Here is a 26,630-nt window from a genome sequence, read left to right as displayed (position 1 = left end):
TTCTCCTATTGCGCGGATGCGATGTCGTAATGGAAGACCTTGGCGATGATCTGCCAGCGGCCGTCAAGAAAGACCAGGGACAAAAAGTCGGTGAAGGCCTTCTCGCCGATGGCGCATTGCACCTTGGCAAATGCGGTTACGGGGCCTGCGAACTCAATGGAAAGAATACGGTCGATGCGCGCTTCGTCTCGGCTTTCGGGCGAGGGACGTTTTTCGACGATCGGAAAGTACCTGTTCATGTCGAGTTCGAGCAGGGTTCCGTCCGTTGCGGTGGCATAGAGCGCCTTCGGGTGGAAGACTTGCCTGAGAATGTCGGTGTCGCTGCGATAGAGCCCGTCGAAGTAGCGTTGCAGGACGTGGACGATGGCTGCGAACTGCGGATCCTTCGGTGACGCGCTCATGCCGCGACCAGGCCTTCCGCCCGCATTGCGCTGCGCACGGCAGGACGTGTGCCGATCCGTTGCATGTAGGCTGCGAGATGCGGCCATTGCGTGAGCGCGATCCCGGTGCCGCTGCTCCAGTTGACGACCGTGAAGAGATAGGCGTCGGCGACGGAGAAGACCTCCCCGAGCAGGTAAGGGCGCGCGTCCGCGAGCAGGCTTTCGACATGGGTCAAGCGTTTCGCCACCTGCAGCGTGGCTGCCTCCTTTGCATCGGGGGATGCGGTCGGGTCGAACAGCGGCGAGAAGGCCTTGTGCAGTTCCGATGAGATGAAGTTCAACTGTTCCTGAAGGCGGGTGCGCGCCAGCGTGCCGTTTTCAGGCGCAAGTTTCGCCGCCGGAAAGCGATCGGCGATGTACTGCACCACAGCAGCACCTTCGGTAACGACCTCGCCGCTTTCCAGCACCAGCGCCGGTACGTAGCCCTTGGGGTTGACCGCCTTGTAATCCGCACCGGTCTCGGTGCGATGAGTCTTGGTATCGACCCGGACGATCTCGAAATCGGCACCGGCCTCGTGCAGGCTGATATGGGGGGAAAGCGAACAGGCGCCGGGGGCGTAATAGAGCTTCATCATCTGGTTCCTTCTGAAATGATTGTCCGTTTGTCGAGGACGGCGGAACCTAAGCGGAAGCGGTAACCTTTGTATATCAGATAACCTTATGTTACCTCCCTTTCCGGTTTCCCCGCGGTAACTGGAAAGTTTTGCCCATGAGCTTGAAAATTCGGAAAAATCGGGCCGCGGCCTTGCCGCCGAACTGCCCGGTCGGCGAGTGCATGGTGCTACTCGGCGGCGCATGGACGCCGAACATCCTCTGGTCCTTGAGCGCCGGGCCGCGCCGCTTCAGTGAACTGAGGATCGACGTGCCCGGTATTTCGGCAAAGGTGCTGAGCACTCGGTTGAAGGAACTTGAGGAGAAGGGTGCTGTCGAGCGGCGGATCATGCCGACGTCGCCGCCTTCCGTGGAATACAGCCTCAGTGAGCTCGGCGCGGAGTTCATCCCGGCCATCCATGCCATCGTCGAGGTCGGCTATCGGCTGAAGCAGCGGCGAGGCGTCGAGGTCGTGCGCAAGGAAACGGCTGCCGCTCCGGTCCCGGTCACTACCAGCGCCCCTTCAGGCTCTGCACCGCATGCTCGATGAACGCGCGCACCTTCGGCGTTTGCGCCTGGCGGTCGGCAAAGCAGGCATAGAAATCGAAGGGCTCGTGGTCGGTGCTGGCCAATCCCTCCTGCGGCAGTTCGCCGAACAGCGGCACCACCAGCCCGCGTTCGATCAGCGGCGCTGCGATGAAGGCGCCGAGCCGGGTGATGCCGGCGCCGGCGATCGCCATCTCGGCGAGCGTGTCGATATCGTTGCTGACGATCGTCGCCTTCAGTTCCGGCTCGAAGCGCAGGCCGTCGCGGGTAAACGCCCAGCGAAAGATCCGGCCATGCCCCGCATAGCGGTAGACCAGGCAATCGTGGTGCACGAGATCTTCCGGTTGCTGCGGGCGGCCGCGTCGCTCCAGATAGGAGGGGGCTGCACAGATGATCATCGGCACGGAGGCAAGCTTGCGGGCAATCAGCCCCTGTTCGAGCTGCAGACCGAAGCGCACGCTGATGTCGATGCCTTCGCCGATATGATCGATCTCGCGGTCGGTGACGACGAGCTCGATCGAGACATCCGGATACCGGGCGGCGAAGGAGGGGACGAGCGGCGCCACCACATGACGACCGAAGGCGACGGATGAGGCGATCTTGAGCGGCCCACGCGGCTCGGTGCTGAGTGCCGAAACGGCTGCTGCTGCAAGCTCCAGCTCGTGTACGACGCCGCGCACCCTCTCGTAGTAAATCCGCCCGCTCTCGGTCAGGCCCAACTGGCGCGTGGTGCGGCTGAGCAGCCGGCTGCCGAGCGTTCGCTCCAGGCGGGCGATGTTCTGGCTCGCGGAAGCGGGTGTAATCCCGAGCTTTCGTGCCGCCGCGGCGATGCTGCCTTCCTCGACGCTCCTGACGAAACTCTCGACGCCGCGCAAAGTGTCCATAACCCAAACCATCGAATAGAAACATCTATTCGATGGTTTTGCCTGTTTCTGAACAAGGCTGCAATGGCCTACTTGGCTGCGACGCGATCCGTATAGTGCGGCCAGAAACGAGGGGGTGGTCCCCTCGATCAAACCAGGAGACTTCTGATGGGAGACACCCTATCGGCGCCGCGGCTCGCGCGCAGCCGCAAGCTGCCGCCGCGTGCGGCCCCCGTTGCCTTCGCCTTCTTCATGTCGGCGATCATGGCGTTTCTGATGTGCTGCGTCATCGTCGGCGTCAACACCGGCATCGACGCCGGCTACCCGGCCCGCGTGCTCGGTTCCTACGCGCTCGCCATGCCCGTCGCCTTCGTCTGCGTGCTCATGGTCCGCCCCGTGGTCGCGCGGCTGGTCGGCGTCGTCTGCCGCCTGCCGGGCTGACAAGACCCCGTCCCGGAAAACCGGGACGGGCGGCGTGCCCACGTCGTCATGGGATAAGGGGCGCTCTCGTCGTGAAATCCATTCAGTTGCAATTCAGCCGAGGGGTCGCATTCTGTTTTCTGCCGCAACGACTGGCGGTCTGATCAAGGGGCAAGGAGATGGGCATGTTGAACAAGCTGGTGCAGGCGGCCATTCTGGCCGGGGCGCTCTCCGCCGCACTTCCCGCTACCGCAAGCACATTTGTCGCCTGGGAAGTGTCCGGGGTCGACTGGAACGACGTGCTCAACGCGCGCGCCTGGCCATCCTCCTCCTCGGCGATCCGCGCCGGCTATCCCAACGGCACGAAACTGCAGATGACCGGCCGCTGCATGAACGGTGTCGATCTCAAGCGCATCGCCCGCTGGTCGGCTTCCGCCCAGCGCCAGGCCGTGCGGGCCACCTGGTGCCAGATCTGGCACGATCCGCAGCGCAGCGGAAACTGGCAGGAGGGCTGGGTTTACGGCAAGTTCATCCGGCCGGCGCGCTTCTGACACGTTTGGACGATGACGATAAAGCGTCGGCGTGGCTGGCAAACAACAGCCCTGGTCGCATACTCCCGTATAAAGCACAGCGTTGCTTTGTTTTATCGGGAGCAGAGGTATCGTGAACAATACCTATGGCAGACTTGCCTCTCATGTTTATAATTTAGACAAATATATTGGAAAGTCCTTCGGCGACATCGAGTATTATCGGCAGAGGCTCGACGGCTATCGTGGGCCGATCCTCGAACCAGCCGTCGGCAACGGCCGAGCGCTGATCCCGTTGCTGGAGGCCGGTTTCGATGTCTGCGGGTTTGATGCCTCGCAGGACATGCTCGACTATTGCCTCGCCCAATGCGCCGGCCGCGACTTGGCGCCGGCCCTGTCTCGCCAGACCTTCGAAACCTTCACCTATGCAAAGCGCTTCGATGCGATTGTCGTACCCGCCGGTTCGTTGCAGCTGATCGCCGATCATGCAGCGGCATCAGCCGTGCTGAAGCGCTTTTACGATCACCTGGCGCCGGATGGTCGGTTGATCTTCGATCTTTACCCGGGCGACATGGTTGCCGACCTGCAGCCGAATATCCGGAGCTGGCAAACGGAGACGGGCGACCTTTTGACCCTGACCAGCCAGCGTGTGAAGACCGACATCATCGGCCAGACGACCGTTTCCCACCTGCGCTACGACCTCTGGCAAGAAGGACGACTGGCGTCGAGCGAGCTTGAATTCTTCACCATGCGCTGGTGGGGCATTCAGGAAATGCTGCTGACGCTGCAGGCAGCCGGTTTCGAAGATCTCGTCGTTTCCGGCGACTATACCTTCGGCCGTGCTCCAAGGGACGGTGACCATGTCGTCACCTTCGAATGCCGACGCCCGGTATAGGTCGCGCGTCGAAGCAAACCGGACAAAAGAGCCACGCCCGGTCGCCCGGGCGTGGCTTCGGTTATCAGCGGCAACGGGCCGCGGCGTTGCCCTGATCGAGCTTGACGCCGTTGACGGTCAGCACCGAACCCGGCGACTGGGTGATCGTCCCGGCCGACCAGCCGTTGTCGAGCAGGCAATCCTTCGGCGTGTTGCTCACGCTGACATTGCCGGTGATGTCTTCGGTCGGGCCCGAGAAGTAGAGGCCCGCCTTGCCGGCTTTGTCGACGGTCATGTTCTTCAGCACGACGTCGCGCACCGGTCCTCCAAGGAACTCGAACTCGTTGCCGTAGATGAAGGCGCCATAGGTGCCGGCATTCGTTACCTTGACGTCCTCGAGCGAAATCCCGGAGACGGGATTGAAGAAGATGCCGGCGTTGCGGGTACCGTCGACGGTCAGTCCTTTGACGTTGACGTTGGTGGTCGTCGCATCGAGGTTCGGGCTCGAGACCAGCATCAGACCGTTGATGCCGCCAAAGAGCCGCATGTCGTTGATCGCGACGTTGGAGGTGCCCTGCAGCACAACGAGATCCATGTCCCGGTCCTGCTTGGCATTGTCGACCGTTACACGGTTGAGCCTGACATCCTTGCCGGCGACGAGCAGCACGCCTTCGCGGCGGGAGTTGCTGATCGTCACCTTGTCGAGCGTGACGTTCTGCGTGCCGGTGACCAGTTCGTAGTCTGTCCGTCCGACCTTCCTGAACTCGCCGCCGGCAAAGACCCCATAGGTGACCTTGTCGATGACAGTGTCGCGCACCGTCACGTTTCGGCTGCCGACGGAGCTGACGGCGGCATAGGGCGCCTTGTTGGGGTTGTAGATCGAGAATTCGCAGGTCGTGTTGTTCTCGCAAATGTAGAGGTCGTGGATGCGGCTGTCCTGAACCAGCGCGCCATTAACGCGCGTGAAGCGAATGCCGTCGTGGTTGGTGGCGCCAATGTCGACCTTGTCGACGGTGACATCTGCGGTATTCGTGGCCGAAATGCCGGCTAGGCCGCCGCGGACCGAAAGCGACGAGATGGTGCTGCCCGACGCCATGGCAATCACGTCCTGGGCCGGGTTGTAGCCGGTGATCGTGGTGGCCGCACCCTGATTGACGAAGGTTGCGGTCGCGCCGCTGCGCGCGCCGCTAACGGCAATTGCGCCGCCGCCGCCAAGGAGTGTCTGGCCGTTGCCGAGTGCGAGTGTGCGGTCGAGACCGAGGTTGCCGTCCGCGAGGATCAGCGCGTCGGCGCCGGCAGCCCCGATCAGGGCGTTGATGTCGGAGGCATTGCCGGAAGCCGAGGAAAGGGTTACCACCCGGCCGGCATTACGGCCGGTGCCGGCAAGCTGCGCGGCCTCGACATCGCCGGTGGCGCCCGCATGGGTGCGGATGCGGGTGGCGCGCTCGACACGCTGGGTCATCGGATCGAAAGCGTCGGCGGTCGAGCCGGTCGCGCCGAACGGGATGCGCAGCCGTGCCATGACGGCGCCCTTCAGCTTGTCCTCGTTGTCATAGGTGCCGGTCACGCCGAGCGAGACGGTCGATCCCTCGGAAAGGCCCGGCAGGTCGGCAAAGGTCAGTTCCGCACGCAGCTTGGCGCCGAACATGTCGCCGAGGTTGCGGCCGCCATACCAGTAGCTGCCGCCGAAAACCTTCAGCTGAACGTTGGAGTCTTCCGCAAAGACAGGCAGGCGCCCGCCGATTTCGGCGTCGATGCCGCGCCGCGCCCGTTCCTTGCCTTCCTGGAAGACGAGCACGTGGTCGCGCACATAGGCGGCATTGAAGGCGCTCAGCGTCTTGGCGCCGGTCAAAGGCAGATAGAAGTTGCTGCGCATTTCGAGGTCACCGCTGAGCGCCTCGAGGCCGAAGGACAGCTGGCTGAAGGCGTTGCCGTGGTCGCTCTTCAGATAGTCGTAGTAGCCGTAGCCGCCGATGACCCATTGGTCGTTGGCGCGGAAACGATAGCCCACGCCGACGGAGCCCTGGCGGACGGAATCGTTGGCAATGGCCCCGCGTGTATCGATGAAAATCGCATTGCCCGAATCGAGCACGAAGGGGAGGAAAAAGCCGCCGCCGGCAGCTGACCCGCCGCTGAAGAAGCCGCCTTCGATTTCCGCCTGCGGACGAAAATCCACCGCCAGCGCGGGGCTCGAAAGAAGGGTGCTGCTCGCCAGGGCAGCCGCAAGAAAACTCTTATTTTTCATATTATTAACTCCGCATGAATGCGACCTTGGGCGAGGCCGATTGGGCATGCGGTTAAAATATGTGAGTATAATACTCAAGTTTATTGATCGGTTGTCTGGGAACTATCCAGCGGCGTGTTGACGCAGGCCGCCCGCGCGGGAACGAGCGGCCATCGTCCGGGTTCGGTCAGGCCCTGAGAGCCTCGGCATTGTCCTTGGCGTAGGTTTCCAGGCTACGCGGCTCGTGGCCTGTCAATATCTTTACGTCGCCGGTAGGGTTTGCCACCCAGCCTTCGCGCACGGGATGGAAGATCGACGCGAGGAAGTGGGCGTAGTCCTCGGGCACCCCGGCGCCGACCAGCACGCCGACGAAGGTCTCGTCATCGACAGGCGTGTAGGCGATGGGCTTAACGGTCACGCGTGACAGGATCGCTGCCGCCTCGCCGTAGCTCAGCGCTTCCGGCCCGGTGAGGTTGAAGGCGCGGCCGTTGAAGGCTTCGCTGGTCAACGCTGCCACGATGCTTTCGGCAATGTCGCGTGTATCGATGAAGCTCGTCCTGCCTTCGGCCGCCGGAACCGCGATCGCGCCGTGGCGGATACCCTCGATCCAGTAGCTCTGGAAATTGTCGGAGAACCAGTTTGGCCGGAGGATGACGAAGGGTGTTCCGGTTTTCTCGAGCTGCAGCTCAAGTTGGCGATAGGGGATGTTATCGTCCGCATCGACGCCGATGACGGTCATCAGCACGACCTTGATGCCGCGCGCGGCAGCGGCGGCCATGATCGGTCCGACCAGCCCGACCGGGTCGAGATATCCCGCCGGTGTCAGAACGAACAGGCGGTCGACGCCGTCGAGCGCCGGGCCAAAGGTCGTGGCATCCTCGTAGTCGAAGGCGACGGCTTCCGCGCCATCAACGGCTGTCGCCTTTCGGGACGCAGCCCTGACCGTTTCGCCACGTGCGGCCAGCGCCCGTACCACCTTGCTGCCGATCGTCCCGTTCGATCCAAGAACCAGAATCTTGCCTGCCATCACCGTTCTCCTGAGTATCCAAATGAAACCATGTTGCGGATGGATACTGGATATTGGTCCGGGAAAATGCTGTAAAGGAGGCAGTTTTTGGTGACATGGTTTCCGCCCGGAAACCGCGATGGGGTGCCCGATGGAGTACGACGTCTATATCCAGACCTGTCCGACCCGCCTGGTGCTGGACAGGCTTGCCGACAAATGGGCCGTGCTGGTGCTTGGAAAGCTCGATGAACAGCCGGTGCGCTTCAACCAGTTGAAGCGCGAGATCGACGGCATCTCGCAGAAGGTGCTGTCGCAGACCCTGAAGAAGCTGGAGCGGGACGGGCTCGTCAGCCGCAGCGTCTTTGCGACGGTGCCGGTGACCGTGGAATATGCGATCACTCCGCTCGGTCGCACGCTGACATCGACGGTCGCGGCGCTGACGCGCTGGGCGGAGGAGAACATCGAGGCTGTGCTGCAAGCCCAGCAAAAATACGACCGCAGCGCCTGAGGCGGCTGCGGCCGGCAAGTTTGCCACTGGCGCAAAGGCGCCTGTGGCCTGGGAGAGAGGATCAGGCGACGAGCTTGAGGCCGATGCCCCAGGGGTCGACGAGGCTGTGGCCATTGCCGTTGCGGCTGACAGCGATTTCCAGCGTATCGAGCTTCGCGAGCGCCGCTGTGAGCTCGCCCGGCTCCTTGTACTGGATCGTATAATCCGAAAGTCCGGTCATGTGGCCTTCGCGCTTCGGCGCACCCCGCGAGTTCCAGATATTGGCGGCGACGTGATGGTGGTACTTGCCCGCGCCGAAGAAGCTCGCGCCGGGATAGCGTGCCATCAGCCCCAGGCCCAGCACGTCGCGGAAGAAAGCATCGGCCTGAGGAATATCGGACACCTGCAGATGGATATGGCCGATGGCCGTCCCGTCCGCCATGCCGCCCCAATTGTCCTTGGGTGCTTCGTCGTAGAGCGCCTGCAGATCGAGCGGCAGCGTATCCATGCCGACGGTCCCATCCGGCTTAAACGTCCATTCGCTCCGCGGTCGGTCGCGATAGACTTCGATGCCGTTGCCTTCCGGATCGGCGAGGTAAATCGCCTCGCTGACCAGGTGGTCGGACGCGCCCTGCAGCCTGATATTGTTGTGCGCGATATGGGCGAGCCAGCGGCCGAGTTCTTCGCGGCTCGGAACAAGAAAGGCGTTGTGGAAGAGGCCAGGCGCGTTGCGTGGCGCCCGCGCGGCGTTGCCTTCGGTCGTCAGCGTCAGCAGCGGGTGGCCATTGACGCCCAGCGTCTCGCCGCTCTTGCTCGCTTCGATCGGGCTCAGGCCCATGATCTTCTGATACCAGGCGGACACGGCCGGCAGATCCTGGACGACCAGATGCGCATGCTCGACATGCGCGGGCATGGCAAGCGCATGGTCGGTTGGCATGTCGAAAGTCTCCTGCGAGGTCATGTCTGTCTCCTTGGCATCGAAGCTACGGCCGGTTCGCCGTTTCAGTTTCATCGAAACTGTTGGGAATATGGGCCGCCTCGTTCGTTCACGGAAGCCTGTCAGTCACTTGATGTTGTGTTCGACGCGCGTTGACAGTGGTTGTCGTCGCCCTACCTCATTTCGAGTGGGGCCATGCGCGCGCAGCGCTTTCGATTTGATTTCAATCAAAGCCGAAGATGCCGTCGAGGCGCAATCTTGAGACGAGGGATTGGCCTGTGGCAACAGCCTGGCGATCCGCGTGGGCAACAGAAGGAGTACAGCATGTACAAGAAGATCATCGTCCCGATTGCCATGGATCAGCTCGAACACGGCGAGTCCGTGCTCGGCATTGCCGAAAAGCTGATCGATGAGGGGGGCGAGATTATCCTGCTGAACGTCGTCGAGGATCTGAACGCCTATGCGCAAGGCTACATGATCGTGGATTTCCCGCTGGAAATGGTCGAGGAATCCCGAAAGCAGGCGTTAAAGACGCTCGAGGCGCTCAAAACCAAGCATGGGATCAAGGGCCGCATCGAAATCCGCACCGGCGGGGCCGCCGGCACCATTAACGCCCTTGCCAGCGAAGAAAACGCCGATCTCGTCATCATCGCGTCCCATCGGCCGGGTCTCATCGACTACTTCATCGGATCGACGGCAAGCCGGGTCGTCAGCCATTGCCCCTGCGCCGTTCTCGTCGACCGGTAAGCCACGAACAACAAGAGCGCATGCGGCGCGAGACCTTCGCGCCGCCACCGCCAAGGAGTCTTCAGATGGACAAACATGGGCTTGACGACTTTCACGACCGCCTGACACGCCGCAAGGCGGAGCTGCAGGGGCGTCTGGTCAGGATCGAGCACGATCTCGATGAGCCGATGAACGCTGATGTCCCGGACCGGGTGACCGAGCGGGAAGGGGACGAGGTTCTCGAAGGCCTTGGCCTTGCGGGCCAGGAGGAGATCCGCGCGATCGATGCCGCGCTCGATCGGATCGCCGCCGGCACCTTCGGAACCTGCGTGCGCTGCGGCCTGCCGATTTCGGCGGCGCGCCTGCAGGCTGTGCCTCATGCGCCACTCTGTCAGGAGTGCGCGGCCGAGGTCGCCCGCGGCGGGCGTTGACGTCAGGCGGTCGGACCGCTCCCCAAATCCACTTTCAGTCGGGGAAGGAACCGCCCGGGGATCACGCTCGACGCGACGACCCCGTCATCGACCGCGCCCATGCGGCGATAAAAGTCGGCAGCGCCGGGATCCGCATCGATCGTCATGACTATTGCGCCGCGCTTGCGGGCGGCTGCGACGCACCAGTCGAAAAGCTGCCGGCCAATGCCTGCCGCCCGTGCTTCCGGCTCGATGAACAGCTTGTCCAGTTCGACCACCTGTCCGCTCCCGCGGACCTGCGCCAGGCCGAGGATGCGCTCGCCCTCCATGGCGACCTGAAGCTCCGAATCCATCCAGTCGTCGGCTGTGAGCGTCAAAGCCGCCCGGCATGCCTCAAGGAAGGCGGCGTCATAACCCCAAACGGCCTTTGATCGCACGCAGAGGTCGCTGAGCGCGGCCGCCTGATCCGGCTGAGGGCTACGCAAGACTGACATGATGATCCTCCCGATCGCATCCTTCGGCCGTTCATGTGGTCATCGCCGTGGCCTTCGGCAAGTCTCCCGTCAAACTTCTCAGACCGGTCATGCGATTGTTGTAATGCGTTGCAAAAGTTGATGCTTTTGCCACGTCCCTGCTTCTTTGCCGCGGCGCGGCCTTGTGGCAGGATGGTGGAAACGTTGCGGTGCGACGGGGCATGCGCGCCGCCGGAGAAGAAAAGGCTCGGGGAGAGGGAAGACGTGGAATTCGCAGGCGTCAAATGGAACTATGACCGTTCGGAACTGATTGCCGACGGCATCGTTCACGGCATCGGCCTGGCGGCTGCCTTGGTTGGCGTGACCGCGCTGATCTTCTACGCAACGGTGTGGAGCACGACCGGTCAACTCGCGGCCGCCGCCGTCTATGGCGCGGGGCTGCTCGCGACCCTCTCGATCTCGTTTCTTTACAACCTCTATCCGGTTTCACGCACCAAGTGGTTCCTGCGCCGCTTCGACCATTCCTCGATCTTCGTCTTGATCGCCGCGACCTATACGCCCTTCCTGCAGCGCGGCCTCGATGATCCCTTCCTGTTCGTGATGCTGATCGGCATCTGGGCGATCGCCGGCCTGGGCGTCGCCATCAAGTGCTTCTTCCCGGGCCGCTTCGACCGGCTGGCGATCCTGCTCTATCTCGCCATGGGATGGAGCGGCGTGCTCGCGGTCGGCCCGCTGCTGTCGGCGCTGACGGCAACGACGCTTGTGCTGATCCTGATCGGCGGCATCATCTATTCTGCCGGCGTGATCTTCCATGTGTGGGAAAAGCTGCGCTTCCAGAACGCCATCTGGCATGGCTTCGTCGTAACCGGAGCGGCGGTACACTATTCGGCCGTGCTGACCTGTTTCAGCGCCGCGTCCTGAGCGGCGATCAGTTTGGCGCTTCGCCGGCGGCCGCGGCGACCGGTGGATGCTGGCAACCTTCTGAAGGTCTCAACGCCTCTGCCATGCGCGAAATCACGCCATCGAAGCTGGTGAGCCGGGTCTTGCGGTACTGCAGGCGGAAATAGGCGGCGCTGCCGTCACAGAGCGCGATCGCGCGGGTGTAGAATACTTCGTCACCGCGCGCGCCCGAGAAACTCGCCCAGGCGGCCGTCACACGCGAATAGGAAATCCGCCAGTCACCCTCCCGCTCGTAGCCCATGCGGTCGTTGACGTCGGTCTCGAAGTCACCGTCCATGAGCGTGCTGCCAAAGACCGAAAGGGTCGCGCCGTTGTCGTTGGCGTGAAAACTCGCGCCATCGCCATTGTCGCCCCGGCTCTGCAGCTCGAAACCGGGAGGAATGTCGAGCACGTAGCCAAAGCGGGCGTTGGCGTAGGGAACCCAGTCTTCGGCCGCCGCCGCTGTGAGGGCGGAGGGAAGCAGCAATGCGAGTGCTGTCAGGATGCGTAGCATGCGGACCTCCTCTCGCTTGCTCGATCTATTGCTTCTAGCGCGGCTGGCGCCATGGGACCGTTCCCGGCGGAACAGCATCCCATGCCACTCCTTCCGCGCCCCGGTGTCAATCCTCGGTAAACGTCATCGCATGGCCGTTCAGGCAGTAGCGCAGCCCCGTCGGCGGCGGGCCGTCGGGAAAGACGTGGCCGAGATGCGCATCGCAATCGGCGCAGCGGATTTCCGTGCGCACCATGAAGTGGGAGCGGTCCTCGATCTCGCGGATCGCCTGATCGTCGACCGCAGCGAAGTAGCTCGGCCAACCGCAACCGGAATCGAACTTGGTGTCGGAGCGGAACAACGCCCGGCCGCAACAGACGCATTCGTAGGTGCCCGTCTGTTTGTTGTTGAGGAACGGACCAGTGAACGGACGCTCGGTGCCCTGCTGTCGCGTGATGCGATACTGCTCCGGCGAGAGCTGTGCCCGCCATTCCGCATCGGTTTTCACCACTTTCGGCGTCTTTACGGTCGTCATGAACGTCTCCTGTCGTTGCCGCGACTATATAGGAATGCAGGACCGCGCGCGCAAACATCACCAGGCCGCGTCCGCGTGAAGGGGCCTCAAGCGATTTCGCGGCGGATCACCGCCGGCCCGGCCCCGAGTCTGCGTTTGCTGTCATTGTAGAAGGCGATGAACTCGGCCGCCGGCAGCGCCTTGGAGAACAGCCAGCCCTGGCCGTACTGCACGCCGCGCTCGATGAGATAGTCGGCCTGTTCCTGCCGCTCGATCCCCTCGGCGACGATGTAGAGATCGAGCGATTTGGCGATGTCGATGATATGCGGCGTGATCGAGCTGGTGGCCGAATCGGTGCCGACAGTATCGATGAACGACTTGTCGATCTTCAGCGCATCGAGCGGTAGCTCCTGCAGGTATTGCAGGCTCGAATAGCCGGTGCCGAAGTCGTCGATGGCCACGGAGTGGCCACGCCGGCGCGCCTCCTCGATCGTCGCCCGGGCGGATTTGACGTCCATGAAGCCGCGTTCGGTTGCCTCCAGCCAGATCTGTTCTGTAAGCACGCCGGTGTTTCGAAGCGCCGTCTCGATCACCGGCAGGATGCGCCCGGATTTCAGGTCGTCGGCGGCGAGGTTGATCGCGATGTGCAGCGAGCGGTCGGCGACGAGCACGCTCTTCAATTCGGCGACCGTCGCATAGAGGACCTGATCGGTGATTTCCTCGATCAGTCCGTTTTCTTCCGCAAGAGGGATGAAGAGATCTGGCCGGACCATCTGCCCATCCGGTCGCCGCCATCGCACCAGGGCCTCCGCACCGACGCAGATGCCGGTCTTGAGCTCGATCAGCGGCTGGTAGTGGACGATGAACTCGCGCCGCTGCACGGCAATCGAAAGCTCGCCAAGCGGCGACAGACGACGCCGGGATAGCCAGACGACAAGCCCGACCATCAGCGCCGCGACCAGCGCTCCGCCTGGTAAGAGCAGCAGGCGTTCCCGATCCATGTCGCTTAGAATGGCGATGCTGGGCGCAGTGGCAACGGCGATCCAGTTTGCGTCCCGTGATGTTGCAAAAAGGTCGTCGGCGTTGCTGCCGGTCTTCGGAAGATCGGCGAGCCGTTCCGTCAGCGACGGGTCAGGATCGTTGAGGGTGCTGACCAGCACGCCGTTTTTGGTGGCGACTGCAAGCCGGGTGCCGGGCTCGGCGATCACGTCGACGAACCGGACCGGGTTGGTCAGCACCGTGTAGGAGCGATACCGGAACGCCGTCATGGGCGCGCCGGTGCTGATCGTCGGATACATCCGCGGGATGACTTCGACGCCGTTGCTCGCAAAGAAATCGGCAGGCGGCGAGCGGGTGAGCCGACGCGGCGGGTAACCCCACGAGGTGCATCTGAGCAACCCGTTCTCGAAGTAGCCGATATCCTCGATGGCGGTCGTGTTGACGACGAGGGAGCGCAAGGCTGCGATATGCGTGGCCATGCATGGCGGCATATCGAACCGGTCGGCCGTCTTCAGCGCCCGGGACGCTTCTCCGAGCGCGGCGTCTGCGCGCATGATGGCATAGTCGGCCAGGCGGGCGAGCCGGGCCTGTTCGCCGCGCACGGCGATCGACCAGGAAAGATAGTAGGCCGCAAGCATCGGCAGGATCGCGCCGAGGGCGGCCAGGATACTGGCGATGACGACTATGCGAGATCGTTCCAAGCGGGTCCCGCCCTATTCGAGATAGTGATGTTCTGTTCCGTGCCTGTCGTTATCGATACTGAAGCGGGCAACCGCTTCTGAGCCGTTGCAAGGTCTGCCGGCGGAGGCTTCTGGTCGGTTCGCTCTGAATTGAGAAAGTCTGCAAATACAACTATCACGTCTTGCAGTTCCGTTTCCAGAATGTTCGATCTATCCCCCGCCGCCCGATGAATATTTTGCTAACAGCATTTTAATTGTTGTTGGCGGACACCGCGTAAATCGCGCGAATCTGGTAATGCAAGGCTTCCGCTTCGGTTCGTCCGGCCGAGCTGACGGATATATAACGCCGATTTTATCCGGATAAGGCTTGAGACCCCAACACCCTTCTTTTATGTCGGGAGTCCGATCGATCATACGATGAAATAAAAGGAGCAGGCCAGGACGATGGATGTTGCGGCCCTGACATTTCTGGCCCTCGCACTGCCTTTCGTCGCGGCATTGCTCGCGCCGCTTCTGACACGTCTTCTCGGGCACAACGCCGCCTGGGTGCTTGCGCTGTTTCCCTTGGCGATCGTGCTGCACTTTATCCGTTTCTGGCCGGAAGTCGCCAAGGGCGAGGTGGTTACGGGCGGCTATGCCTGGATACCCTCGTTCAACGTCAGCTTTTCCTGGCTGATCGACGGCCTGTCGCTCACATTTGTCCTGCTGATTGCCGGCATCGGCGCGCTGATCGTGCTCTATTCCGGCGGCTATCTGAAAGGCCACCCGCAGCAGGGGCGGTTCTTTTCCTTCATCCTGATGTTCATGGGCTCGATGCTCGGGGTCGTCGTCTCCGACAGCTTCCTGATGCTCTTTGTATTCTGGGAACTGACCTCGATCACCTCGTTCCTGCTGATCGGCTTCGATCATTCGCGCGAGGCGGCAAGGCGCGCAGCCCTGCAGGCGCTGGTCGTAACCGGAGGCGGGGGCCTGTTCCTGCTTGCCGGACTGCTGATCATCTGGAATGTCAGCGGCGTCACCCAACTCTCGCTGCTGTCTGCCTTCGGGCCGGAGATGCGCGAAAGCCCGTTCTATCTGGCGGCGCTGCTCCTGGTACTTGGCGGCGCCTTTACCAAGTCGGCCCAGTTCCCCTTCCATTTCTGGCTGCCGAACGCGATGGAAGCCCCGACGCCCGTCTCGGCCTATCTGCATTCGGCGACCATGGTGAAGGCCGGTGTCTATCTCCTGATGCGGCTGAACCCGGTGCTCGGCGGCACACCTGAATGGCAGATCCTTTTGCCGCTCTTCGGCGGCGCCACACTCGTCATCGGCGCGGCGCTCGCCTGCCGCCAGACTGACCTGAAGTTGATGCTCGCCTACACGACGATGGCGTCCCTCGGCCTGCTGGTCATGCTGACAGGGCTTGGCGCACCCCACGCGATCGAAGCGGCGGTGCTCTATCTTGTCGCCCATTCGCTGTTCAAAGGCGCCCTGTTCATGGTCGCCGGCATCATCGACCACGAGACCGGCACGCGCGACGCGACGAGGCTCGGGGGACTTCGCTCCGCCATGCCGCTCACCTTCGTCATAGCGCTTGCCGCGGCATTCTCGATGGGCGGACTGTTTCCCTTCTTCGGCTTCATCGCCAAGGAGGAGATCTACTACGCACTCTCAGGCTTCGATCGCCGTTCCCTGGTCTTTGCCGCGATTGCGATCCTCGGCAATGCACTGATGTTCGCGGTGGCCTTTGCCGTCGCGCTCAAGCCGTTCGTCGGTGCAAAGATCGAGACGCCGAAGGCGGCCCACGAGGCTCCGATCTTGCTCTGGCTCGGGCCGGCGCTGCTTGCCGCCAAGGGGCTCTCCGCGGCGCTGCTTTCCGGACTGACGCATGAACTGGTATCGACGCCGATGGCGTCGGCGATCGCGGGCGAACCCCGTGCGGTCACGATTTCGGTCGTTCCTCACGTCGGCTTGCCCTTGATCATGTCGATCGTGACCGCAGTCATCGGCATCGGCTTTTATCTGAAGCTAGACCGTGTGCGTGCCTTCATGGCGACGATCCTTGCCGATATCGGCTGGGGTCCGGATCGTGGCTTCGACCAGTTCATCCGCGGGCTCGTTCGTTTCTCCGTCGCACTGACCCGCCGGCTGCAATCCGGGCGCCTCGAAGTCTACATGACCGCGACCTTCATCCTCATTGCCTTCGTGCTTTTGGTCGTGCCGATCGCCTATGGCGAGTTCCCGCGCCCGCCGCTCTTTGCCGCCGACGTGCCGCTGCATGAATTGGCGATCATGGCGATCGCGGTCATCGGCCTCATCGCGGTGGTGCTTGCTGCCGACCGGTTGACCGCCATCGTTTCGCTCGGCATCCAGGGCTTTGCCGTCGCGGTCATCTTCCTGCTCTATGGCGCGCCGGATCTGGCCTTCACCCAGTTCATGATCGAGACGCTTTCGGTCGTCGTCCTTGCGCTTGTGATGACGCGGCTCCGGTTGTCACCATCGGACCATCGTCCGCTTGCGCAAAAAATCCCGGATGTCGCGATCGCCCTTGCCTGCGGTCTCGGCTTCGGGCTGATGCTGTTGAAGGTGACGGGTGTACCCTTCGATGCGACGCTCACCGACTTCTTCAATCTCTACTCGAAGTCGATCGCCCACGGCGCCAATGTGGTGAACGTCATCATCGTCGATTTCCGCGGCACGGACACGCTGGGCGAGATCGCAGTGGTGATGGTCACGGGTCTTGCGATCCTGTCCTTGGTTCGCTTGAGGGCGGGTTCGCTTCGACGCGTCGCCGATAACGATCCGGATGCGGAGGAAGGCGCATGAAGTCGGTGATTTTCCGCGCCGTCGCGCCGTTCCTGACGAGCCTCATGGTGCTGTTTTCGATCTTCGTCCTGTTGCGCGGCCACAACGAGCCGGGCGGCGGTTTCATCGGCGGCTTGATCGCGGTGTCTGCGCTGGCGATCTACGGCATCGCCTGCGGTGTCGAGACGGTGCGCCGCGCGATCTATTTCCACCCGATGGCGATTGCCGGGGCAGGCCTCCTGGCCGCGACGGTCGCCGGCCTGATCTCGATCGCCGCCCGCGTTCCCTTCATGACCGGCCTGTGGGTCTATCCCTCGGTGCTCGGCCTGGAAGTACCGCTCTCGACGGTGATGCTGTTTGATTGCGGCGTTTATCTCGTGGTCGTCGGCGCGATCAGTTCGATTGCGCTTTCGCTCGAAGAGCGGGGAGGCGAATGATGGAAGCCTGGTTCGCTCTGCTCGTCGGCATCTTCTTCACGGTCGCCGTCTATCTGCTCCTGTCGAAGTATGTCATCCGGGTGCTGCTTGGCGTTGCCATCCTCGGAAATGCCGTCAACCTCCTGATCTTTACCGGTGGCAGGCTCACGCGTGGCATCCCGCCGGTCGTTCCCAGCCAAAAGGATGCGCTCGTCGGCCCCGCCGCCAACGCCCTGCCGCAGGCGCTGATCCTGACGGCGATCGTCATCTCCTTCTCCTTTTTCGCGTTCCTGCTGGTTCTTGCGTGGCGGGCATACGAGCAGCTGCAAACCGACAATACCGACGAGATGCGCGTTGCCGAGCCGAAGGACGAGCCGGCCGCGCCGCTTGGATACTGACCGACCCATGGCCGCTACAACCTCTCCCCCCGCAGATCTCTCCGCCGCGCTCGTGCTCGAGCCCGTCGCGTCTGCCGACTGGCTGGTCATCCTGCCAGTTGCCTGGTGCCTCGCAATCGGCGCGCTGCTCGTGATGCTGCGCCGGAAAATTGATTGGCATCCCTACATCGCGGTTGCCGGCCTGGCCGGGCTCGTCATCATCGACGCGCTCCTACTTCGCCATGTCCTTGCAAGCGGACCGGTAACGATGGTCATGGGGCGCTGGCTGCCGCCTTTCGGCATCGCCTTCACCGTCGACCTGACCGGCGCGCTCTTTGCTTTGACGGCCTCCGTCGTGGCGCTTGCCGGCGGCATCTATTCGCTCGCCGACATCAACGACAGCGGCCGGCGCTACGGCTTCTATCCGTTCCTGATGCTGCTGATGGCCGGCGTCTCCGGCGCCTTTCTGACCGGCGATATCTTCAATCTCTATGTCTGGTTCGAGGTGTTGCTGATCTCGTCCTTCGGCCTGATCGTGCTCGGCTCCGAACGCGAACAGATCGACGGAGCGGTGAAATACGGCTTCCTCAACCTGGTCGCGACGACCCTGTTCCTGATCACGACCGGCTATCTCTATGCGAGCTTCGGCACGCTCAACATGGCCGACATTGCCCGCAAGGCCGAGGGGCTCGCGGGTACGGCGCCGCTGATGACGCTGACGGCGCTGTTCGTGCTTGCCTTCGGCATGAAGGCTGCTGCCTTTCCGGTGAACTTCTGGCTGCCGGCGTCCTATCATACGCCGCGCGTGGTCGTGTCGGCGCTCTTTGCCGGTCTGCTTACCAAGGTCGGGATCTACGCCTTGATCCGCGTTACCGTCATGCTGCTGCCGGTCGAGCGCGAAGAACTGAGCTTCGTCATCGCCATTGCCGGCGCGCTGACGATGCTCGTCGGCGTTCTGGGCGCGTTGGCGCAGACGGATTTCCGCCGCATGCTCGGCTATCTCGTCGTCTCCGGCATCGGCTCGATCCTTGCGGGTGTCGCTGTCGGCGGCCCGGGCGGCATCGGCGGCGCGATCTTCTACGCGCTGCATTCGATGCTCGTCATGACCGCGCTTTATCTCGCGTCCGGTGTCGCGGCGAGGCTCGGCGGCAGCTTCTCGCTTGTCTCTCTGGCGGGCCTCTATCGCCGCCATGCCGGTTTCGCGGCGCTGACGCTCATGCTTGCCTTCGCCGTCTCCGGCCTGCCGCCGTTCTCCGGCTTCTGGCCCAAGGTGATGCTGGTCAAGGCGGCGCTCGATATCGGCGCCTGGTGGCTGGCGGCGGTCCTGCTTCTGACCGGCTTCCTGACGACCATCGTCACCGGCCGCTTCTTCCTGCTCGCCTATTGGCGTGATGCGGCCTCTGGTGAGGGCGGCGCTGCGTCTGCGACGATCGCGCCGACGGCACTTCTGCCGCTTGCAGCCTTGACTGTGCTGGCGCTCGCGATCGGTCTTTATCCGGAGCCGTTGCTTGCCATGGTTCAGAGTGCAGCGGCGGGCCTTTCCGAGCCGTCGGCCTACCTGGACTCGGTCTTCCCGGGAGGTGCCCCGTGACCAAGTTCCTGACCATCAATCTCGTGTTCACGGCGATCTGGGGCGCCATCAGCGCCAGCTTCTCGCCGGCCAACCTGATCCTCGGTTTTGCCGTCGGAGCACTGTCGCTCTTTCTCATCCGGCGCGAGCTTCAGCCGGTTGCCTACCCTGTGCGCCCGATCAAGCTTTTCCTGCTGACGGCGCTGTTCTTCAAGGAACTGGCAATTTCGGCGACCAAGGTCGCCTTGCTGGTCATTCAGCCGAAGATGGTGTTGAAGCCCGGCATCTTCGCCTATCCGCTGACGGTCAAGAGCGACTTCGAAATCGCGCTGCTGGCCAATCTCATCACGCTGACGCCGGGAACGCTGTCGGTCGACGTCTCCGACGACCGCCGCACGCTCTATGTTCATGCGCTCGACTGCGCCGATCCGGGTGGCCTCAGGCGCGATATCGCCAATGGCTTCGAGCGCCGGATCAAGGAGGCTTTCGAATGACCCTGTCGGCGCAGATTCTCGCCCTTGCCACCGGCTTTGCGTTTGTCGTCCTGTCCGCAGCGCTTCTGATAACGGTCTGGCGCATCATCCGCGGCCCGACATTGCCGGATCGGGTGCTCGGCCTCGATATGCTGGTGGCGATCGCCATCGGCCTCATCGCTGTCGTTGCCATCCGCACCGGCTTCAACCTTTACATCGACATAGCCATCGCGCTCGGCCTTGTCGGTTTCCTGGCAACGGTCGCCTTTGCCCGCTTCGTCCTCGCGCGCGGCCTGTCGCCGGAGAGGGCGGCTGTCGAAGGGGGCGGAGTGCAGGTCAAACGCGCGTCGGCGACGAGAGGCAAATCGACGCAGCGCAAGCGCAAGGGGGCGCGCCGATGAGCCCGGTCCTCGAGATTGCCGTCACCCTGCTGGTCGCCGTTCTGTTGGTTGTCGGCGCGATCTTTTCGCTGCTGGCGGCGATCGGCATCATCCGTTTCCCCGATCTCTATACGCGCATGCATGCGGCCTCCAAGGCCGGCACGATCGGATCGGGCCTGTTGCTTCTGGCCGCAGGCGTGCATTCTCTCGATCCAGCCATCTTGATTCGCGCGCTCGCAGGCTTCTTTTTCTTCGTTCTGACTGCGCCGATCTCGGCTCATCTCCTGGCAAAAGCCGCACATCAGGTAGGTTACAGGCTGACAAAGCTGTCTGTCATAGATCAGCTTCCGCAAAAGGAAGAGCCGCGTCGCGACTGATCGACGACAGTTCTGAAACTGTATTTCAGAACATTACGATCGAGTGTGGCCATTTTAGCAATTTGGAGATAAACTTGCTAAGTGTCGCTAAATTTATGTTTGGATTTTTCGCGCATCGATGTTAATCGAGTAAATGTAAAGTGTCGTCGTGGAAAATACTTTGATCTGAAATTCCAGCTTGAGTTGTGAATGCTGATTGTTGCTTTGAGAGTTCGGTCGTCACCGGTGACTCGGCAGCAGGTTTTGTAATCAAATTCCAGCTCTTGATATCGCGGCCGGTGTTTCTCCTTGCCGCGTTGATGGTCCATCCCAAGGCAGCCAAGGCTTCCTGACGGCTCTTGCAAGCGTTCCTCCCCCGAAACGCCGTTTCGGGTTGTGCTTAAGTCCGATAGGAGAAAGAAATGACTGAAACAGCGCTTGGCGCGAGCCATGAACTTCTGGTTGAGCTGACGGCGGAAATCGTTGCCGCTTACGTCAGCAATCATGTGGTTCCGGTCGCCGAGCTTTCCACGCTGATCGCAGATGTGCATTCGGCGCTGAACAACACGGCGGCTCCCGCGCCGGTCGTCATCCCCGTCGAAAAGCCGAAGCCGGCCGTATCGGTCCGCAAGTCCGTTCAGGACGACCAGATCACCTGCCTCGAATGCGGCGGCACCTTCAAGTCGCTGAAGCGCCACCTGATGACCCACCACAATCTGTCGCCGGAAGAATACCGCGAGAAGTGGGACCTGCCGACCGATTACCCGATGGTCGCGCCCGCCTATGCGGAAGCACGTTCGCGCCTCGCCAAGGAAATGGGTCTCGGCCAGCGCCGCAAGCGTCGCGGCAAGTAAGACTGGTCGTCCCGCGGGCCCAATTGCCCCGCGCATGACGGATATGGGCATGTTCACAAAGGCCGGACCAGAGTGTCCGGCCTTTGTGTTTCGATGGCAATGGAGAAGGTCGTGCGTCCGGCCCCGCGCTGTTCAAGCCGCCAGGCGAAGCTCCGCCTCGTTCTTGATGCGGCGGATCATCGAGCGCAGACCGTTGGCGCGCTGGGTCGACAGATGCTCGATCAGGCCGATCTTGCCGAAGGTGTCGATCGCATCGATCCGGGCGATGTCGGAGGCATGTTTGCCGGAGTAGATGGCAAGCACGATGGCGACGAGCCCGCGCACGATATGGGCGTCGGACTCGCCCTCGAAATTAAGGACGGGATCCTCGGGATTGCCGGCCGCATTGGTGACGAGCCAGACTTGGCTGGCACAACCCTGAACCTTGTTTTCCTGCGTGCGCTTGGCCTCGGGCATTTCCGGCAGCGCTTTGCCGAGCTCGATCACATAGCGATAGCGATCCTCCCATTCTTCAAGAAAGGCGAAATCGTCGATGATCTGGTCGAGCGTCGTCATGGTCCGGTCCATTCGTCGGGAGATTATAGGCTCGCGGGTCCTTGCCGCGAACACTTTCATTCCTGTTCTTGCCCGCCGCTTTCACGCGCTCGGGCTTTCAGCCTTCATATAGGCGATGGCAGAGCCATTGAGAACCGGCAAATATACGACGGATGCGGAGCACCTATCTCTTGGTCAGACCGAGATGCTTGTCGGGATACTGATTGAAAAGGTCACGTTGCCGCCAGCGCCCTCGATATTGCCGGTGGCGGCCGAAAGCGACTGGCCGGCGGTCCGGGCCTCATCCGCATCGCGGCCGGATCCCTTGGCGCGTAATTCCTGCTCCGCCTTGCGCAGCAGTTGCTTCACTTGTTCGGCAACGGATTTGAGTTCGGCTGCCACCTTCGCCAGGGGATCGGAGCCGCCGTCATCCCCGCCGAATTCGCGATAGGCACGCTCGGCAAAGCTTGTCCGTTCCGAAGAGGGCTCAGCCTCACCGCCGGCCACGGGGGCATCGGTTTGCGCGCTGGACGCATCTGCCTGCACGGTGCCGGCATCGGCAAGCACGGCTGCGGCCGAGGCGGATGCGACGCCGCTTGCCGCTCCCCCGCCGCCGGCGTCGGCCAGCTGCTGGGCGGCCGTGCCGAGCTGTTGTGCAAGCTGCTTGGCGAGCCTTGCAAGCGTTTCCGGGTCCGATGCGAAGAACCGGAGCATGCGGAGCTGCTCCTTGACTTCGTCGAGCTTCTTTTTAGCGGCAGCGGCGCGGTTCGCAGCACTTTCGTCATCGCGGCCAAGAAGCAGGGCGGTCGAGGCAGGGCTCTTGCTTTCGCCAACTGCGCCGGGGGCGGCGCCGGACGCCGCCGGGCGTGTCACGCTGGCGTTCGAGAAAAGCCCATAAATCTGCATTGTCTGCCTCCAGCCGTCGGTGCGGCGGACCTAAGCAGGCAGGGCTTGCGTGTGGCTGTGCGGCGAGAAAATCAGCGGTTGCGGGTGCAAAAAAGAAAACGCCGCGAGGGGATGGGATCCTCGCGGCGGCCGCAACGGGACGGCAAGTCAGGCAGTAAGTCAGGAATGTGCAGGATGCGGCGCGGTCACTGGATAACGGCAGCCTTGGGGTCGAGGCGCTTTTCCGGAACCGGGGTGCGCTTGAAGACGGGTTCGGCGTCGAGGGTGCTGACCTCGCTCGCCGGAGCTGCCACGTCGGCAGCCGGCGTGACCGTACCGGTCGTCACCTTGGCATCCGGCGTCGTGGCATCGGTTTCGGCAAACTGTGTGTCGAGGAATTCGTAGGCGATGCGGGCGCCTTCGCGGGCTCGGTGGCCGAGGGCAACGAAGGTTTCGGCACCCTTCTGGCAGACATCCGGCTTCTGGATGCAGATGGCGCTGATGTATTGGAACGCCTCATTGGCAGCAGAGAAGGTGTCGCCGAGTTCTACTTTCGGGGCGTGTTCGAGTTTCTGCGCGCTCGAAGGGTCGAGGAACGGCAGCAACACCAGTACCAGCGAAAACCAGAATGTCGCCTTGATGAGAAACCACATGTTCTGCCCATCCTTCGTTCGGCTGCCGCGGCCCGCCAGTCTTGTAGCCGGCTTTTGCACCTTCGACATCCCGCAGCGCCGTGGTATCCCCTGATACCCGTTCACGCCACCTTCTAATCCTTGGAGCCTGCCGGCGTTCTCTTGGTGCCCGGCCCCTTGTTGAGATCGACATTACGGCGGGAATCACAAGACGGCTTTTCGAAATCGAGCGGCATTTGCTTCAAATTTTAATGAAATGCCGGTGTCCGGCGATTTGCAGGGCATTTGTGTCGCATTTTAGCGTTCGCCGTTAAGGTTCGTGGCAGAGCCGGGCGCGGCAACCCCGAACGCAGCGGCAATCGCACGCCAAAAGCCGCGCCACAATCGTTAACACAGTGCAGAAAATGCACAGAAATCCGTTGCTTACGCCCCATTAACCACAAGAAATGAAGGTCGCCCGATTTGGCTCAAAACGGGATTTTTCGACCGTTTCGCACGGTTCCGGCACGGCCGCGTTTATTCTTTCATTAAGCCGGGGATGCGAGATTCCGACATGTCACGAGGCGGCTTGAGTCTCGATCCAAAGGGTCGTGAAAACAGAGAGCGTCGGCCTCGCAAGAACAACAAATGTAGCAGGGTAAAGCGTGAGCGTATTGCGTAACATGGCTGGCAGATGGACGTCCCGTGTGGACGAGGTCGCGGCCCTGTGGCTTCCCCGTCGTGAGGCGTCTTCGCCGGCCGATCTCCGCCATGCGAAGCGTTTGCGCACGCTGGCAGCGGTTTCCCTGACGGCCCTGCCGGTGGTGCCGCTTGCCCTGTCGCTCGCCATGCCCGTGTCTTCGGCTCTTCCTTTGGGCACCGCTCTTTGGGCCTCGGCCTCGCTGCTTGCGGCTGCCGGCGCGATTGTTCGCGGCCGCGCGCCGGAAGATGTGGCACCGCCATTGGAGCCGGTCGTTCCGGATCTGTCTGCCGCCTATGACCTCTTTGCGGGTCTGGTGACTGTGCATGATCTGCGCGGCAACGTGCTTTCCGTGCACGGCCGCGACGCGGCCGAGCATCTGACCCTGATGCGCGATCCAGCGGGCCGGGGTTTCATCGAGCAGATCCACATATCCGATCGCATCACCTTCCTGAGCGCGATCGACATTCTTCGCCAGGGCGGCGACCGGGCGACGGTCGACATCCGCATCGAGCGGCGCACGCTGCCGATCGAAGGCGAACAGTTTGTCTATATGTCCTGTGAGCTGGCGCCGCTGCGCGACGACAATGGCCGGCTGGTCGCGATCCTCGCTCAGTCGCGTGATGTCTCGCAAGAAGCGGGCCTGCGCGCCGAAGCTGCGGCCAGAACAGCCGAGGCGGTATCGGCAAACGATGCCAAGACGCGCTTCCTTGCCGCCGTCAGCCATGAACTGCGCACGCCGCTCAATGCCATTCTCGGCTTTTCCGACGTGCTTGCCGGCGAGTATTTCGGCAAGCTCGAGAACGATCGCCAGCGCGAATATGTGGGCCTGATCCATAAGTCCGGCGAGCACCTGCTTTCCGTCGTCAACACCATGCTCGACATGAGCAAGATCGAAGCCGGTCGCTACGAGCTGATGCCCGAGCCCTTCGGTGTGGCCGAAGCCGTTTCCGCCTGCGAGGCGATGTTGTCGCACCAGGCCACGGAAAAGGGCGTGAAGCTTGCAAGCCGCATCACCCGCGGCATCGGCGAGATCAACGCAGACCAGCGCGCCTTCCAGCAGATCCTCATCAATCTGGTCGGCAATGCCATCAAGTTCACCGATCAGGGCGGCGTCGTCACGATCGATGCGGAGGCCGACGGCGCGATGCTGAAGCTTTCCGTCAGCGATACCGGCATCGGGATTGCGGCCGACAAGCTGGCGCTGCTTGGTCAACCTTTTGTCCAGATCCAGAACGATTATACTCGCCGCTACGAAGGCACCGGCCTTGGCCTCTCGCTGGTCAAGGGTCTGGTTGCGTTGCACGGCGGAGAGCTTTCCATCCGTAGCCGCGAAGGCGAGGGTACCGTCATCGTCGTCACGCTGCCGCGTGATGGCTCCGGTATCGCCTGCGCGGAGCAGGAAGAAGCGCGTACGCCGGTGACGGTGGAATTTCCACCGCGCCTGAAGGATTGTGATGTCGCCCCGGCCGCCGAAGGGGGGCGGTTCGAGGGGAAAAGCTTGAACGAGGAACGGGGATATGGCACCGCGCAAGCGAAAACAGCCTGACCGGAAAAAGGTTGCGCGGCAAACGCCCGGCCTGGCCGTGCGCGGGCTGGTCCTTGCCGGACGGGGTGCTGGGCTTGCCGGTCGTCTGATGGCGCGCCATCCGTTGGTGTCTGGTGGCTCGGCCGCCTTCCTCGTCGTGTTCTCCTTCGTTGCGGCCAATGCCATGTGGTATCAGCACGGCACGCACCCGTCGCCGCTGTTGCGCACCCGCGTCCCGCTCGTCAGCGCCGAAACGGCGCAGCGAATCGCCATCGCCAAGGGCGAGGAGATCGAGCCGCGAAAGGTGACCACCTTCGTTATCGAGCGCGAGGGTGAGGCAAAGGCTGAAAACGTCGAGGATGTGATCGCGTCTGCCTCCGCGGACGTCGCGTCGGAAAAGCCGTCGCCCGAACGGGTCGCGAGCGTGCCGGATCCGGCGCAGTCGAAGCTTGTCTCCGAGATCCAGAAGGAATTGGGCCGGATCGGCCTTTATGACGGCGCGCCGGATGGACGGAGCGGTCCGCGCACGGCAGCCGCGATCCTGAGGTTCGAGGAGCGGGCGGGTCGCACGGGAACCGGCGCGGCGAGCGTCGAGCTGCTGCAGGCCTTGAAGTCTGCACCGGCTGAAAAGGCCGCCGCGGTTCCGGCTGGACGGCCGCTTTCCGAAACGAAGGGCGGGGGCGTGGAAATCGATCCGGTCGCTGCGGCCATCCGCTCGGCCGAGAAGGAAAGCACCTTCGTTCCGCGCGCGGAAATTCCGGTATCGAGCGAACTGGTGCTGAACATCCAGAAGGGTCTCAGCAACCTCGCCTATGCGGACGTGGCGGTCGACGGTGTTGCCGGAGAACAGACGCGGGCAGCCATTCGCCACTTCGAAAAGCACTACCGCCTGCCACAGACCGGCGAACCCAATCCCCAGGTGCTGAAGAAGCTCAAGGAAATCGGCGCGCTCTGACGCATTTAATGCACGCCACGCGCCTGTCGTCGCTCAGCTGTGGTTTGCCTCCTTCGCT

Annotated in this window: 31 protein-coding genes; 18 read left to right on the top strand and 13 right to left on the bottom strand. The window is 62.7% G+C overall.

The features are described from left to right. Positions 1–5 precede the first annotated feature (5 nt). Positions 6–401, bottom strand: a complete 396-nt coding sequence (locus ASD63_RS21770) for a nuclear transport factor 2 family protein (RefSeq protein WP_034789298.1) — start codon at positions 399–401, stop codon at positions 6–8. Next, positions 398–1,015: a glutathione transferase GstA gene (gene gstA, locus ASD63_RS21765; RefSeq protein ID WP_327437309.1), complete on the bottom strand. Its 618-nt coding sequence runs from the start codon at positions 1,013–1,015 to the stop codon at positions 398–400. Before gstA ends, ASD63_RS21770 begins: the two co-directional genes overlap by 4 nt. A gap of 134 nt (positions 1,016–1,149) precedes the next feature. On the opposite strand from gstA, the gene ASD63_RS21760 reads away from it, so the two are divergent. Then, on the top strand, positions 1,150–1,581 hold the full coding sequence (locus ASD63_RS21760) for a helix-turn-helix domain-containing protein (RefSeq protein ID WP_051659156.1): 432 nt from the start codon (positions 1,150–1,152) through the stop codon (positions 1,579–1,581). On the opposite strand, the gene ASD63_RS21755 is transcribed toward ASD63_RS21760, so the two are convergent. After that, on the bottom strand, positions 1,541–2,461 hold the full coding sequence (locus tag ASD63_RS21755; protein WP_034789469.1) for a LysR family transcriptional regulator: 921 nt from the start codon (positions 2,459–2,461) through the stop codon (positions 1,541–1,543). The two genes, ASD63_RS21760 and ASD63_RS21755, sit on opposite strands and share 41 nt — an antisense overlap. Before the next feature lie 147 nt (positions 2,462–2,608). Here ASD63_RS21755 and ASD63_RS21750 point away from each other — a divergent pair, with 147 nt between their 5' ends. The 3 genes from ASD63_RS21750 (at position 2,609) to ASD63_RS21740 (ending at position 4,282) form a co-directional block, all read left to right on the top strand. Then, the gene (locus tag ASD63_RS21750) at positions 2,609–2,881 is read left to right on the top strand and encodes a DUF2798 domain-containing protein (RefSeq protein ID WP_034789305.1); all 273 of its coding nucleotides are present in this window, start codon (positions 2,609–2,611) and stop codon (positions 2,879–2,881) included. Positions 2,882–3,045: 164 nt separating this feature from the next. Then, a complete protein-coding gene (locus ASD63_RS21745; protein WP_051659157.1) occupies positions 3,046–3,411 on the top strand; it encodes a hypothetical protein in 366 nt (121 codons plus the stop codon). Positions 3,412–3,523: 112 nt separating this feature from the next. Beyond that, on the top strand, positions 3,524–4,282 hold the full coding sequence (locus tag ASD63_RS21740) for a class I SAM-dependent methyltransferase (RefSeq protein WP_034789309.1): 759 nt from the start codon (positions 3,524–3,526) through the stop codon (positions 4,280–4,282). 64 nt (positions 4,283–4,346) lie between these two features. Here ASD63_RS21740 and ASD63_RS21735 read toward each other — a convergent pair whose 3' ends face one another. Next, a complete protein-coding gene (locus ASD63_RS21735) occupies positions 4,347–6,506 on the bottom strand; it encodes an inverse autotransporter beta-barrel domain-containing protein (protein ID WP_034789310.1) in 2,160 nt (719 codons plus the stop codon). Between the two features lie 166 nt (positions 6,507–6,672). Further along, positions 6,673–7,512 (bottom strand): SDR family oxidoreductase, encoded by an 840-nt coding sequence (locus ASD63_RS21730; RefSeq protein ID WP_034789312.1) that lies wholly within the window; start codon positions 7,510–7,512, stop codon positions 6,673–6,675. A 130-nt stretch (positions 7,513–7,642) separates the two neighbouring features. On the opposite strand from ASD63_RS21730, the gene ASD63_RS21725 reads away from it, so the two are divergent. Further along, a complete protein-coding gene (locus ASD63_RS21725) occupies positions 7,643–7,999 on the top strand; it encodes a helix-turn-helix domain-containing protein (protein WP_034789314.1) in 357 nt (118 codons plus the stop codon). A 61-nt stretch (positions 8,000–8,060) separates the two neighbouring features. On the opposite strand, the gene ASD63_RS21720 is transcribed toward ASD63_RS21725, so the two are convergent. Next, a complete protein-coding gene (locus ASD63_RS21720) occupies positions 8,061–8,939 on the bottom strand; it encodes a VOC family protein (RefSeq protein ID WP_034789472.1) in 879 nt (292 codons plus the stop codon). A gap of 300 nt (positions 8,940–9,239) precedes the next feature. On the opposite strand from ASD63_RS21720, the gene ASD63_RS21715 reads away from it, so the two are divergent. Both ASD63_RS21715 and ASD63_RS21710 read left to right on the top strand, forming a co-directional pair. Next, positions 9,240–9,662, top strand: a complete 423-nt coding sequence (locus ASD63_RS21715) for a universal stress protein (RefSeq protein ID WP_029742913.1) — start codon at positions 9,240–9,242, stop codon at positions 9,660–9,662. A 65-nt stretch (positions 9,663–9,727) separates the two neighbouring features. Further along, positions 9,728–10,072, top strand: a complete 345-nt coding sequence (locus tag ASD63_RS21710) for a TraR/DksA C4-type zinc finger protein (protein WP_029742914.1) — start codon at positions 9,728–9,730, stop codon at positions 10,070–10,072. 2 nt (positions 10,073–10,074) lie between these two features. On the opposite strand, the gene ASD63_RS21705 is transcribed toward ASD63_RS21710, so the two are convergent. Then, complete coding sequence (locus ASD63_RS21705; protein ID WP_034789317.1) at positions 10,075–10,545, bottom strand: GNAT family N-acetyltransferase; 471 nt, start codon at positions 10,543–10,545, stop codon at positions 10,075–10,077. 243 nt (positions 10,546–10,788) lie between these two features. On the opposite strand from ASD63_RS21705, the gene ASD63_RS21700 reads away from it, so the two are divergent. Continuing rightward, positions 10,789–11,445: a hemolysin III family protein gene (locus tag ASD63_RS21700; protein WP_034789319.1), complete on the top strand. Its 657-nt coding sequence runs from the start codon at positions 10,789–10,791 to the stop codon at positions 11,443–11,445. A 7-nt stretch (positions 11,446–11,452) separates the two neighbouring features. Here the strand turns inward: ASD63_RS21700 and ASD63_RS21695 are convergent, their stop codons facing one another. The 3 genes from ASD63_RS21695 to ASD63_RS21685 all read right to left on the bottom strand — a co-directional run bounded on the left by ASD63_RS21695 (position 11,453) and on the right by ASD63_RS21685 (position 14,170). After that, positions 11,453–11,977 carry a hypothetical protein gene (locus tag ASD63_RS21695; RefSeq protein ID WP_051659158.1) on the bottom strand — a complete coding sequence of 175 codons (525 nt, stop codon included), beginning with the start codon at positions 11,975–11,977 and terminating at the stop codon, positions 11,453–11,455. A 106-nt stretch (positions 11,978–12,083) separates the two neighbouring features. Next, positions 12,084–12,491: a peptide-methionine (R)-S-oxide reductase MsrB gene (msrB, locus tag ASD63_RS21690; protein WP_034789321.1), complete on the bottom strand. Its 408-nt coding sequence runs from the start codon at positions 12,489–12,491 to the stop codon at positions 12,084–12,086. 86 nt (positions 12,492–12,577) lie between these two features. Further along, entirely contained in the window at positions 12,578–14,170 is a 1,593-nt protein-coding gene (locus tag ASD63_RS21685) for an EAL domain-containing protein (protein ID WP_051659159.1), read from the bottom strand. 423 nt (positions 14,171–14,593) lie between these two features. Here ASD63_RS21685 and ASD63_RS21680 point away from each other — a divergent pair, with 423 nt between their 5' ends. From ASD63_RS21680 to mucR, 8 genes are all read left to right on the top strand, one after another. Continuing rightward, positions 14,594–16,954 (top strand): putative monovalent cation/H+ antiporter subunit A, encoded by a 2,361-nt coding sequence (locus tag ASD63_RS21680; RefSeq protein WP_034789323.1) that lies wholly within the window; start codon positions 14,594–14,596, stop codon positions 16,952–16,954. Further along, a complete protein-coding gene (locus ASD63_RS21675; RefSeq protein ID WP_034789325.1) occupies positions 16,951–17,370 on the top strand; it encodes a Na(+)/H(+) antiporter subunit B in 420 nt (139 codons plus the stop codon). The genes ASD63_RS21680 and ASD63_RS21675 overlap by 4 nt, the downstream gene beginning before the upstream one ends. Next, positions 17,370–17,747, top strand: coding sequence for a Na+/H+ antiporter subunit C (locus tag ASD63_RS21670; RefSeq protein ID WP_034789327.1), 378 nt, complete (start codon positions 17,370–17,372; stop codon positions 17,745–17,747). Before ASD63_RS21675 ends, ASD63_RS21670 begins: the two co-directional genes overlap by 1 nt. 7 nt (positions 17,748–17,754) lie before the next feature. Beyond that, positions 17,755–19,317 carry a Na+/H+ antiporter subunit D gene (locus tag ASD63_RS21665; RefSeq protein ID WP_034789329.1) on the top strand — a complete coding sequence of 521 codons (1,563 nt, stop codon included), beginning with the start codon at positions 17,755–17,757 and terminating at the stop codon, positions 19,315–19,317. Continuing rightward, positions 19,314–19,790, top strand: coding sequence for a Na+/H+ antiporter subunit E (locus ASD63_RS21660; RefSeq protein ID WP_034789330.1), 477 nt, complete (start codon positions 19,314–19,316; stop codon positions 19,788–19,790). The genes ASD63_RS21665 and ASD63_RS21660 overlap by 4 nt, the downstream gene beginning before the upstream one ends. After that, positions 19,787–20,170: a cation:proton antiporter gene (locus ASD63_RS21655; RefSeq protein WP_034789332.1), complete on the top strand. Its 384-nt coding sequence runs from the start codon at positions 19,787–19,789 to the stop codon at positions 20,168–20,170. Before ASD63_RS21660 ends, ASD63_RS21655 begins: the two co-directional genes overlap by 4 nt. Then, positions 20,167–20,526, top strand: coding sequence for a monovalent cation/H(+) antiporter subunit G (gene mnhG / locus ASD63_RS21650; RefSeq protein ID WP_034789334.1), 360 nt, complete (start codon positions 20,167–20,169; stop codon positions 20,524–20,526). Before ASD63_RS21655 ends, mnhG begins: the two co-directional genes overlap by 4 nt. A gap of 401 nt (positions 20,527–20,927) precedes the next feature. Beyond that, complete coding sequence (gene mucR, locus ASD63_RS21645) at positions 20,928–21,359, top strand: exopolysaccharide biosynthesis transcriptional regulator MucR (protein ID WP_034789336.1); 432 nt, start codon at positions 20,928–20,930, stop codon at positions 21,357–21,359. Between the two features lie 132 nt (positions 21,360–21,491). Here the strand turns inward: mucR and ASD63_RS21640 are convergent, their stop codons facing one another. The 3 genes from ASD63_RS21640 to ASD63_RS21630 all read right to left on the bottom strand — a co-directional run bounded on the left by ASD63_RS21640 (position 21,492) and on the right by ASD63_RS21630 (position 23,431). Next, entirely contained in the window at positions 21,492–21,914 is a 423-nt protein-coding gene (locus ASD63_RS21640) for a SufE family protein (RefSeq protein WP_034789482.1), read from the bottom strand. Positions 21,915–22,088: 174 nt separating this feature from the next. After that, a complete protein-coding gene (locus ASD63_RS21635) occupies positions 22,089–22,799 on the bottom strand; it encodes a hypothetical protein (protein ID WP_034789338.1) in 711 nt (236 codons plus the stop codon). A 185-nt stretch (positions 22,800–22,984) separates the two neighbouring features. Beyond that, positions 22,985–23,431 carry a DUF5330 domain-containing protein gene (locus ASD63_RS21630; RefSeq protein WP_034789484.1) on the bottom strand — a complete coding sequence of 149 codons (447 nt, stop codon included), beginning with the start codon at positions 23,429–23,431 and terminating at the stop codon, positions 22,985–22,987. A gap of 641 nt (positions 23,432–24,072) precedes the next feature. Between ASD63_RS21630 and ASD63_RS21625 the strand changes: the two genes are divergently transcribed. Together ASD63_RS21625 and ASD63_RS21620 are read left to right on the top strand one after the other, a co-directional pair. Next, positions 24,073–25,638 carry a HAMP domain-containing sensor histidine kinase gene (locus ASD63_RS21625; RefSeq protein WP_082572955.1) on the top strand — a complete coding sequence of 522 codons (1,566 nt, stop codon included), beginning with the start codon at positions 24,073–24,075 and terminating at the stop codon, positions 25,636–25,638. Beyond that, positions 25,610–26,572 (top strand): peptidoglycan-binding domain-containing protein, encoded by a 963-nt coding sequence (locus tag ASD63_RS21620; RefSeq protein WP_034789342.1) that lies wholly within the window; start codon positions 25,610–25,612, stop codon positions 26,570–26,572. The genes ASD63_RS21625 and ASD63_RS21620 overlap by 29 nt, the downstream gene beginning before the upstream one ends. The last annotated feature ends 58 nt before the right edge of the window (positions 26,573–26,630 follow it).

Source organism: Ensifer sp. Root558 (assembly GCF_001427045.1).
Taxonomy (GTDB): domain Bacteria; phylum Pseudomonadota; class Alphaproteobacteria; order Rhizobiales; family Rhizobiaceae; genus Ensifer; species Ensifer adhaerens.
The sequence above is the reverse complement of the archived record's forward strand: the minus strand, read 5'-3'. Positions and strand labels throughout refer to the sequence as shown.